This window comes from Gloeotrichia echinulata CP02 (assembly GCA_038087035.1).
GTDB classification, from domain to species: Bacteria; Cyanobacteriota; Cyanobacteriia; order Cyanobacteriales; family Nostocaceae; genus Gloeotrichia; species Gloeotrichia echinulata.
The window spans coordinates 2,247,533-2,258,896 of sequence record CP051187.1 but is presented as its reverse complement, the minus strand read 5'-3'; the positions used below and the strand labels follow the sequence as shown (position 1 = coordinate 2,258,896).

Genomic DNA, 11,364 nt, shown 5'->3' with positions numbered 1-11,364 from the left:
CCCAGCCCCTAAGCGCAAGCTCTTAGGGGAGAGTTTGACGCTTAGGGATTTTCGGCGTTTCCACCAAAATGCAAGAACTTGAGGACTACAGGCACTGCTAGGGGCAATATTTGTTGGATAATACTAGCATCCAAACCGGTGCGCTGGGCTACAGTCTCAGCTACCTGCTGTTGGGCTTCAGGAGAAAACACAGAATCAACAGCTTCGGGGTTATCAGTAGTACCTGCAAATTGACTGATTAAACTCTGAACTGCTTCATTACCATCTGTGGCTTCCTTGTCTTGCAAAGCCGAACGCACCTGACCCTCGACAACGGGCAAAACTGATTGTAGAGTTGAGAGATCTACGCCAGTACTATTACTCAGCTGCTCCACGGTGCTGATGATATTTCCCAGTTGACCGGAATTAGCGACGGCGCCCATAATTTGCTCAAAATCAAAAAGTCCCATAATTTTGTTTTATTCCTGCTTTGTACATTGTTTAGACTGAACTAAAAGCTAGTCCTATTGCAAGTCTAGGGTGACACCAATCAGATAGAGAATTTACAGCAGTTTTCAGACAATAACCACATACAATGGGGGCACGGCAATGTTCCCGGACGCCTGGTCTATTTACAGTTGATTTTCACTTGTTTGGCGATCGCACTTTGTAGTTAGGGGTAGGATGCGTCCCAATACTGCAAGGGATACGAATGTAGAGACGTTACATGTAACGTCTCTACAGCTGATCCGCGAACAATACGCGGTAATGGTGCGATCGCATAGCTCCTGTAACGCCTGAAGTTTTTCCTTTTTCCCGCTCTTGTTTCATATCTTACCTACATCTCAATACGTAAGTCGTAAATCATAGGACTTACGCACTGTACAAAATAATCATCTTGTGCATTACGAAAATACGTCATTTCTGCCTTTGATCAATCATCCTTGGATAAATAGCGCAGGCTTTGCCCGGATCTGGCATCACCTAAAAACTGTCGAAAAATCAAGGTTAAATGCCTGAAATCCATATTGCATATTTGGGTTTTATTGTCAATGCGTAAGTTCTAAATCATTAGAGATGAAAAAAATCTGGAATTTTATATTACAAGGAATGAATATTTATATTAATATAAGTATGTCGGCTATTTAACCATACTGGCTAGGGTCGTCGTCTGTCATTGGTAAGAATTTCAGCCATATTTACGTTTCGTAATATAGTTTGGTTGATTCTGACCAACTTACTTGTATTGATGGTTACTCACTCACAATCCATTTGAGATAATTTAATCCTGCATGGATATCACAAAAATGCACATTCTCATTGGAATCTGAGGTCAACATAAAACTAATTAATATCTGCTTTTTACTACTATTTAATGTTTAAGGATGAACTATGGACCCTATCACTACTGCTATTGTGACTGCTGTTGGGACTGGATTGGTCAAAGATGTAATTACAGACAGTTACAACGCTCTCAAGGCGGCTTTAAAGAAAAAATTTGGCGATAAAAGTGACCTCGTTGATGCAGTTGAGCAATTAGAAAAGAAGCCAGACTCTGAAGCTCGCAAAGCTACAGTGCAAGAAGAAGTGGAAACCGCTAAGGCCAATGATGCTCCTGATGTTGTTAAGTTAGCTCAATATTTACTCGACAAGATCAAAGAACAGCCTGGTGGACAGGAGATAATCAATCAAACTCAAACTAACACGGCGAGTGGAAATACTGTCAGTGGAAATTTTAACTTTGCACCAGTTCAAGAAGGCAAGAAGAGTTAAGAAAGCTGGAACTTGGTTAAGGGACTGGTAAAACAGACCCACACTTTAACAAGGATTAGAGGGAGTGCTGACTTTGGCTGAACTAATCGCCAAAGTTGCCACTCTGGTTGCTAAAGCATAACGGATGCTACTACCATGAGCCAGTCAATTCCAGACCGCCAATCTCAAGAACAAGATAACCTTGTTAAGGATACTAACGTTGGTCGTGACTTGACCTTCGCACCAGTTCAGAACATTATCGAGACTCAGATCATCCAGTCTTCGCTTGAGGTGGTCACGCAGCGAAAACTGAATAAGAATTCACCTTATCAGGGACTCAAAAGGTTTAACTTCAAAGACAGAGATCGCTTTTTTGGTAGAGATAAGCTTATTACTAGATTATTTGAGGCTGTGAATCGAAGCAGCCTGAGTTTAGTTTTAGGAGCTTCTGGAAGTGGTAAGTCTTCTGTTGTACGTGCGGGGTTAATTCCTGAGTTGAAGAAATCTCTGGAGTCCCAAACATTTTATGACTTCATCTTTACGCCTAATCAAGATCCCTTTGATTCCCTATATCGGTGTTTACTCAGTGAAGAAAAGGACTATAGCTTCAGTAAAGCAGAAGCCGAGATTGCCCTAGGAGCAAAAGTAGATACGCTAACTCAAGCGATCAGCACCTTAAAGAAGCATGAGGAACGTTGGCTAATTTTTGTTGATCAATTTGAGGAATTGTTCACCATTTGTGACGATTCAGACAAGCGCAAAAACTTTATCGAAGGTCTTGTCCAGGTTGTCAAGTCTGAGAATAGTTCTGTCAAGATTGTACTAGCAATGCGATCTGACTTTCTGGAGCAATTTAGTTATTATCCCAATTTAGGTGCAATTGCCAATCAAAATAATATTCATCTGGTGACTGAGATGTATCCAGATGAACTGCGACAGGCGATTGAGCAGCCAGCAGCTGGGCATGGAGTCGTGTTTGAAGAAGGGTTGGTTAAACAAATTATTGAAGATGTCGAGGGACAAAAAGGATATTTGCCTTTATTGCAATACACCCTAAATTTGCTTTGGGAAAGTGAATGCCAAACTCTTGGTGCTGATGGTCGTTCTCATATCGAAGACCGCATTTTAAATAAGAGAAGTTATGCAGATCTAGAGGGTGTAAGAGGGGCGCTGCAAAAGCGGGTCAACGAGATATATCAAAATCTCAATCAAGATGAACAGGAAGCCACTAAGCAAATATTTGTCAAGCTGGTAAATATTGTTGACTCTGATTCTGGCAGTAAAACAGTTAGCAGAAGGGCTTATCGAGATGAATTTGTCAGCGAATCAGATGAACGGATAGCCACAAAACAAATTTTAGAAAAGACTCTCAATAGGTTCATTGATGAAAAATTGCTGGTTAGTAGTTCTGAGTATTTAAGTCCAGAAAAGTTGCTTATTACTAATAAAAACACTCAAAAAACATCTGCAACTATAGAAATTGCCCATGAAATTTTACTCTCTTCTTGGGATAGCTTAAAACGCTGGATTGAGGAAGAGAAGGAAGCCATTATCCTCAAAAATTGGTTAATTGGTGAGACAAGACGGTGGCAAAAAATTCGCTCAGAGGATGATTTTAGAGCTAACGATGAACTCTTAAAAGGCTCTCGATTAGATAAGATTGTAGAGTTTAGAAAGAAAGATGCTTTTAAAAATGTTGGTGGTTTAAGACTAGAAGAAAATCAATTTATTGATGCTAGCGTTGAGTGGCGTGATTCCCTGCTTAAGCAAGAACAAGAACGCAGGAAGCTTCAGATAAGGGTAATTTCTCTTACATCTGTAGTCGTTACTGGATTCGCTATTTTTGCTGGATATCAGTGGAGAGCAGCAGACTACGGTCAAATCCAAGCATTAACAACATCCTCAAAAGCAAACTTCATTGCCAATCGATATTCATTTGATGCCTTAATAGATGGTCTCAGAGCAAGAAGAAAGCTAAAGCAATCTATTTGGTATAGAAACGACACTGAACTGCAAGCTCAAGTAATGGAAGCACTTGGTAATGCAGTTTATAGTGTCACGGAGAGTAATCGGCTAGAAGGACATCAAGGCTTTGTTATGCAGGCTAACTTCAAACCTGATGGTCAGACAATTGCTACTGTCAGTCAAGATGGAACCGCAAAACTTTGGAATCGTGAAGGTAAGTTTCTTAGAAATCTAACAGAACAAGACGTTGATGTTTCGAGCGTGAGATTTAGCCCCGATAGTCAGACAATTGCTACGCCAAGTGTAGACCACACAGTTAAACTTTGGTCATTAAAGTCATTAAATGGTTGTCCAATCAATACTTTAAAAGGTCATACTGGAGCCGTCAAAAAAGTTACTTTTAGTTGTGACGGAAAGATTGCTACAACTAGTGACGACAACACAGTTAAGCTTTGGCCATTAGATCGTCGTCCGATCAATATTTTAAAAGGTCATACTAAACCAGTCAACAAATTTACTGTCAGTCCTGATGGAAGGACAATTGCTACAGCTAGTGAGGACAAGACAGTAAAACTCTGGGATGCTAATAACAGTAATTTGATTACTACCTTAAAAGAGCATACATATCCTGTGTTGAGTGTAAGTTTTAGCCATAATGGTGAAACTCTTGCCTCTGGCAGTAACGATTTTAAAGTGAAACTTTGGGATGTTAAAAATGTTCAAAACAGTAAGCAAGCCAAACCAATACATACAATACCCAATTCAAATATAGTTAAAGATGTTATTTTCAGTCCCGATGATCAAACAATTGTTACTGCCAGCGAGGATCGCACAGTCAAACTTTGGAGCAGTCGAGATTATCAACTACTAGAAACTTTGAATGGACATAAAGGTCCAGTCACTAGTTTAAGTTTTAACCCCCAGGGTAATATACTTGCATCTAGTAGTTATGACAAAACAGTAAAATTTTGGCGACGAAATGACTGGCTAACTACTTTGAAGGGACACACTTCCGCAATCTATAGTGTTGACATTAGCCCCGAAGGCAACATGATTGCAACTGCCAGCGGTGACAGAACGGTGAAATTGTGGGACTTGCAGGGAAAACAAGTTCACATGCTGGAACATACTTCAGCCGTTGATCGTGTCAATTTCAGCCCAGATAGCAAGTTGATTGTGAGTGGTGGTAAGGACAAAACTGTTAGGCTATGGAATTTACAAGGACAAGAAATTAAACCACCTCTTGGAGAGCATCGTAAATTTATAACTGAAATAAGTAGTGTTGCTTTCAGTCCAAATAATAATATAATCGCTTCTGCTAGTCGTGACGGTACAGTGAAACTTTGGAGTCGGGAAGGAAAATTTTTCAACCCTCTAACAGCCAATAATATTACAAATAATATTACAAAAGCTTCCACTGTCAGTTTTAGCCCGAATGGCAAGATAATCGCCGGAGCTAGTCGGGATGGAATAGTACAACTCTGGAACAGTGATGGAACACCCTTGCGTAGTTGGAAGGCTCACAATACTTCAATCTACAACATTCGTTTTAGCCCTGATGGTAAAGTTATTGGTACTGCCAGTGAAGATAACACTGTGAAGTTGTGGAATTTGGATGGTATTGCCTTAAATGTCTTAAAAGGACATACTGCCGGAATTTGGGGCTTGGATTTTAGTCACAATGAGCGAATGATTGCTACTGGCAGCGATGATGGTATAGTAAAAATATGGTCGAATAAAGGTGTATTAATTATGACTCTTAATGGTCATCTTAGTAGTGTTAACTCACTCAAATTTAGCCCTGATAGCAAAATGCTTGCTACTGCTAGTTCAGACGAAACAGCAATGGTATGGAATGTAGAAAACTTAAGCTTGGATGCATTTATGGCTCGTGGATGCAACTGGTTAAGCGACTATTTAAAGAATAATCGCAATGCTCCAACTGATATTTGTGACGAAATTAAGAGGTAGATAATTTTTTGATTGGACTTCTCTAAACTCTAAATAATCTGACAATCGCCAATAAATATTAAAAGGGAATCATGGAAAATAACGGTAATCAACAACAAAAAAAGGATTGGAGTAAAAAAGGATTGGGATGGATACCAGACTATCCAGACCTACGTGATTATAATTTAGGGGATGAGGAAGGCATTAAGAACAATCTCAGATTTAAAATAGAACAAAGAACTCGTGATTTTGAACAATTTGCAGAGGATTTAATTAACCTAATTTCAACAAATCGGCAAGGAAATGGATTAGATGATAGTATAGAAAAATTAAGAACTACAATATTTGGTAATGTCAGATTTGCCAAGGTGAAAGTTCATAAGCTCTTAAGGGAAATACCTGAAGATTCAAAAACACCCAACACAATAAATGACCAATATAACCCTAAGCAAATTAAAATTAAGAAAATTAAATATGAAAGTATACTTTCATATCAGATAGTGGAATTGAAGAAGTATCTTAGTATTTTATTAACGAGAGAATATTTATCACTATGTAAGAGTGAGATAAAGGATGTAGATTATGTAGATTTTAGTGATCCAGCAGCAGTAGTAAAGTGGATGAAGAAACAAAATTACGATCAAACCACTAAATTACTTGTAAAGGATTTCCAGCATCGTTCTAAGATTATGGCAGATGGAATCGTAGGACTGGAAACTTACATAACTTTCAATGAATACTTTTCTGACAAGAAAAATTTGTCAAAACTTAAAAATTATAATCCTAAAAAGCCAAAGAGACAACAAAGTTTATCAAAAATAAAATTTTTTGCCGTTACTTCGTTAATATCACAACCAGAATTTGAAAAAATATTAGATATTCTTAAGTCGAAAGTAACCAACCAAATATCAAAGGAGTGCGAAAAGTATCTACACAATAATCCAGAGAATACTACTGGACTTAAAGAAAAAATTTTTGAGTATGATTTTCTCAGAAATATTGATATCGAAAATATCGGACTATTTCAAGAAATATTTGATTTTGAATATAAAGAAATAAATATCAAAAACAATGATGAATATTTTCGTAAAGTTGAAGATTTTATTAATGATGTTTGTAGTGTAAATGTAAATGATAAACAAAACGACTGTTATCTTCGAGTCAGTAATATTGTAGCAGTATTACAAAACTCATGTGTATGTGAACCAATAATTTCAGCTGTAATACGAATTATTTCTCCTTTAGCCCAATGGAGTAACGAGACTTGGGAAGAAATGATTTTACACGGTTTTGAGGAGTTTGAAAAAATTGCTAATCCGGATAATGTGTTGAATAATTCAAACATAGAACCGGGATATTCTAGGGAAGAATTAGTAAAAAGCACTATTCTCCAAGTTTTATCTCTTCTTAAACAAGAAATTTACTCTTTCCTAGAAGAAGACAACAAAGATAACAGTGCCATATTTCTATACTTCCTGCTTAAAAAATATTTAAATCAATTTGGAACGTATACTTCAGATGCTGAGAAAGAGATCAAAAAGGCGATTGATGAAGCTCAAGAGCTTAGGAGTAATATTTGTGATCGTCAAGAAGTGTTTGAAGTTGAACTAATTAACTACAATCATAATCATTCTATTACAGAAAATAATGAACAGACAGAAGAGTTATTTCCAAGTTTAGATTTGTATATTCCCATAATAACTAGCAACAGTTATCTCAAGGAGTTAACTAAGAAGCCAGACAAAAAGCTATTTTTTCTTCTTCCTGCTGTAATAGATTTAAGCTTTTGGTGTTCTCCAGTCAGAGATCAAGGTTCACTGAATTCTTGTACTGCATTTGCTGCGATCGCACTGTTAGAGTATTTTCAAAATAGAAATTTTGGTAAATCAACAGATGCTTCTCCTCTGTTTTTGTATAAAGCTGCACGCCACAAAATGGGTGTTAAAGAAGATGTGGGAGCATCTATCCGAGAAACGATAAAAGTACTGGCGCTATTTGGTGTTCCCCCTGAAGAATCTTGGCCTTATGAACCAGATAAAGTAGATGAAGAACCGCCTCCTTATTGTTACGCTTATGCTCAAAATTACAAAACACTCAAATACTTTCTTTTAGATTATGCTGGCATTACTACAGAGAGTCTTTTATTTCAGGTTAAAGCAGTTTTAGCTGCGGGCTTTCCTTGTATTTTTGGGTTAACGCTTTATACCTCTGTATATAAAGAGACTAATTATAAAAAAGGACACATTCCATATCCAGATACCAATAAGGATAAGGTTGTAGGTGGACATACTGCCGTTGTAGTTGGATATGATGATTACAAATTCATCCCATGTGCAGATCGCCAGCATTATTCAAGAGGTGCATTCTTAATCAGAAACTCTTGGGGTACTGAATGGGGAGTGAACGGTTATGGATGGCTTCCCTATGACTACATTTTAGCCGGACTCACATCTGCTTGGTGGTCATTACTCAAAGCAGAGTGGTTTGATGAAAGTCACTTTGGTGCAGCTAGACCAGGTGGTGCGGAGTCTCCTCCGGGAGATTACCCCCCTGGTTCACCGACAAATCACGACAAACAGGAAAGACCGGTTATTCCGCCGACCAAGCCTAAAAATAGCCCCTAGTCCCGCGATTTCAAACTATTTGTTTAGCCGGATAAATTTTTAGATACCCCTAAATCCACACGATATGATACCAGCTGTAGGGGCACGGCAATGCCGTGCCCCTACGCGAAATCTACATGTATCAGCGTTTCAGTGGTATTGTATAAGACTTTGAAAACACGCCCTAGGGGCTAGTCCCTATTTTCAAAGTCTTAGATCCCCCCAACCCCCCTTTTTTAAGGGGGGCAAAAAGCCTTCAAAGTCCCCCTTTTTAAGGGGGATTTAGGGGGATCGAAAAATTTAGGAGGCTAAACGATTAGTTTGAAATCGCGGGACTAGGAGCTAGGGACTGGGGATTGGGGACTGTCCAAGAGATTTTCATGTTTGCAAGACCGGAGCAGGTGTCACAATGAACATATATTGTAGGGTGCGAAATATGTGAAAAATTCGTAGGGACTGCGCTCAACATTTTTGTTCAAAAATCAAACCGGATTCCTATAGTTATTGTAAAAACTAGTGAAACCATTAATATAAGAAGCATCTGGGTACTAAAATAACCACCATTACCACCCATGCCTCTGTCACGCATAGTCACGCTGATCGTTGGTCTGATAGTCATTTTGGGGTTAAGCCTGTGGCTGATTGATTCTCTATCACGCCTATACTGGCAGTTATCCTATTCTCCCCTACTGGGCAATTTACTGCTGTTGCTGTTAATTGTCCTCATCGGCGCTTTGGTTGCTGCTTTTGTCTATTATGTAATGGTGCTTCAGACTGGGGAAAAGCGATCGCGTAGTTCTCGTAAACGAGTTACACCCGCGCAAATTCCCGCTGCTAAATCTGATGCGGCTTCTTCGACTTTGCAAGCTGTGCGTCAGCAGGTGGCACAAATTCAAGATGAAGTCACACGCCAAGCTTTACTCAGTCGCTCGCGAGAGATTGAAGCTAATTTAGCACGGGGTGAGATCCAAGTGGTGGTGTTTGGTACGGGGAGTGCGGGGAAAACTTCCCTGGTAAATGCGGTGATGGGACGGATGGTGGGTCAGGTGGATGCACCAATGGGGACAACTCAGGTAGGAGAAACCTATTGTCTGCGATTGAAGGGTTTAGAACGCAAAATTTTAATTACCGATACGCCGGGGATTTTAGAAGCTGGGGTAGCGGGAACGGAACGGGAACAGTTAGCACGGGCTTTGGCGACGGAAGCTGATTTACTGTTGTTTGTGGTGGATAATGATTTACGGCGGTCAGAATATGAGCCGTTACGGAGTTTGGCGGAAATTGGTAAGCGATCGCTCCTGGTGCTGAATAAAACTGATTTATACACAGACGATGATAAGGAATCGATTTTGGCACGGTTACGCCAACGGGTATTAGGATTTATTGCGACTAATGATGTGGTGGCGATCGCCGCTAATCCCCAACCTGCTAAACTAGAAACTGGCGAAATCTACCAGCCCGAACCTGATATCGTCCCCTTGTTGCGGCGGATGGCAGCGATTTTACGCGCTGAGGGTGAAGATTTGGTCGCAGATAACATTCTCTTGCAATCTCTGCGGTTGGGTGAGGAAGCACGGAAACTCATCGACGCCCAGCGCCGCCGTCAAGCTGATAAAATTGTGGAGCGCTTTCAATGGATTGGGGCCGGGGTGGTATCAGTTACACCTTTACCTGTGGTAGATTTACTAGCAACCGCTGCTGTCAATGCCCAAATGGTCGTCGAAATTGGCAGAATTTACGGTTGTGAATTGAACATGGAGCGGGGGCGAGAGTTAGCCCTGTCTTTAGCGAAAACCATTGCGAGTTTGGGGATTGTCAAGGGAGCAATTCAATTACTCTCTACAGCTTTGCAAACAAATCCGGCAACTTTTATTATTGGTAGAGCAGTTCAAGGGGTGACTGCAGCATATTTAACGCGGATTGCAGGTAAGAGTTTTATTGAATACTTTCGCCATGACCAAGATTGGGGTGATGGTGGGATGACGGAGGTAGTACAGCGTCAGTTTCAAATTAATCGCCGGGATGAATTTATTAAAGCTTTTGTGCAAGAGGCGATCGCACGGGTGGTGAAGCCGTTGCAAGATAAAGTTGAGGAGGTGTCAGGGGAAAAGCAGGAGAAATGAACTAGAGATTAGGTACTAAACTGCTTGATAGATTCAATATTTATTATATACAAATGCCACAGTACGATTTATACCACAATGAGGTCAAAAATGCCTTAGTTAAAGATGGATGGGTGATTACTGATGACCCCTTTACGCTGGAATATAAAGGATTGCGTGTATATGCTGATTTGGGGGCAGAGAAGTTATTAGCAGATGATAAAATGCAGGAAAAGATTGTGATTGAGATAAAAGTTTTTAACAGTCCTTCTTTAATAACTGAATTAGAGAAGACTTTAGGACAATATAGCATTTATCTCAGTTTACTAAGACGGATTGATCCTCAGCGTAAGTTATATTTAGCAATCTCTGAAGCTGTTTATCAAGACTTTTTTCTCAAGCCAGCTATTCAAGATATTTTAAGTGACCAACCGCTGAAATATATTATTTTTGATCCAATAATGGAGGTAATTTTGCAATGGATAAGTTAGAAAAATACAGACAGATAGTTACCAAAGTTGTTGAAAAGCACGCAAAATATAAACCAAGTCATGGACAGATTGAAACTCTTTCTATTTGTGATAGAGAATCTGATAATTATTTGTTGATGGATACAGGCTGGGATAAAACTGGTAGGGTTCATGCAGTGGTTTTCCATGTGCGAATTGATGAGGGTAAAGTCCAGATTGAATGGGATGGTACTGAAAGAGGGATAACTGAGGAGTTACTGGATTTAGGAGTGGCGCAGGAGGATATTGTTTTAGGGTTTATTCGTCCTGAGTATCGTCAATTTAGTGATTTTTCTGTTGCTTAGGGACTGAGAATTAAAAAAATATACAATCTGTAGGGTGCGCCAGAGCCAGAAATTTTTGACATAGCTAGAAATTATTTGTACTGACGCACCCTACTGTAGATAATTTAATTTCAGGAGGTCACTTAAGGAGTGAGAATTAAAAAAGTATCCAAAAATCTTCGCAAAACGTCGATAATTTGTAGGGGCGCAAGGCCTTTCG

General features: G+C 39.5%; 7 protein-coding genes. 6 read left to right on the top strand and 1 reads right to left on the bottom strand.

The genetic code is table 11. The features are described 5' to 3' along the window. Positions 1 to 41 precede the first annotated feature (41 nt). Positions 42 to 449: a DUF937 domain-containing protein gene (locus HEQ19_09900; protein WYL99786.1), complete on the bottom strand. Its 408-nt coding sequence runs from the start codon at positions 447 to 449 to the stop codon at positions 42 to 44. Between the two features lie 922 nt (positions 450 to 1,371). Between HEQ19_09900 and HEQ19_09895 the strand changes: the two genes are divergently transcribed. The 6 genes from HEQ19_09895 to HEQ19_09870 all read left to right on the top strand — a co-directional run bounded on the left by HEQ19_09895 (position 1,372) and on the right by HEQ19_09870 (position 11,165). Next, positions 1,372 to 1,752 carry a hypothetical protein gene (locus tag HEQ19_09895; protein ID WYL99785.1) on the top strand — a complete coding sequence of 127 codons (381 nt, stop codon included), beginning with the start codon at positions 1,372 to 1,374 and terminating at the stop codon, positions 1,750 to 1,752. 135 nt (positions 1,753 to 1,887) lie between these two features. Beyond that, positions 1,888 to 5,667, top strand: coding sequence for an AAA family ATPase (locus tag HEQ19_09890; GenBank protein ID WYL99784.1), 3,780 nt, complete (start codon positions 1,888 to 1,890; stop codon positions 5,665 to 5,667). Positions 5,668 to 5,738: 71 nt separating this feature from the next. Next, complete coding sequence (locus HEQ19_30825; protein ID WZI67162.1) at positions 5,739 to 8,270, top strand: C1 family peptidase; 2,532 nt, start codon at positions 5,739 to 5,741, stop codon at positions 8,268 to 8,270. Positions 8,271 to 8,821: 551 nt separating this feature from the next. Continuing rightward, positions 8,822 to 10,372: a GTP-binding protein gene (locus HEQ19_09880; GenBank protein WYL99783.1), complete on the top strand. Its 1,551-nt coding sequence runs from the start codon at positions 8,822 to 8,824 to the stop codon at positions 10,370 to 10,372. A gap of 53 nt (positions 10,373 to 10,425) precedes the next feature. Further along, positions 10,426 to 10,842, top strand: coding sequence for an element excision factor XisH family protein (locus HEQ19_09875; protein ID WYL99782.1), 417 nt, complete (start codon positions 10,426 to 10,428; stop codon positions 10,840 to 10,842). Next, on the top strand, positions 10,830 to 11,165 hold the full coding sequence (locus HEQ19_09870; protein ID WYL99781.1) for a XisI protein: 336 nt from the start codon (positions 10,830 to 10,832) through the stop codon (positions 11,163 to 11,165). The genes HEQ19_09875 and HEQ19_09870 overlap by 13 nt, the downstream gene beginning before the upstream one ends. The last annotated feature ends 199 nt before the right edge of the window (positions 11,166 to 11,364 follow it).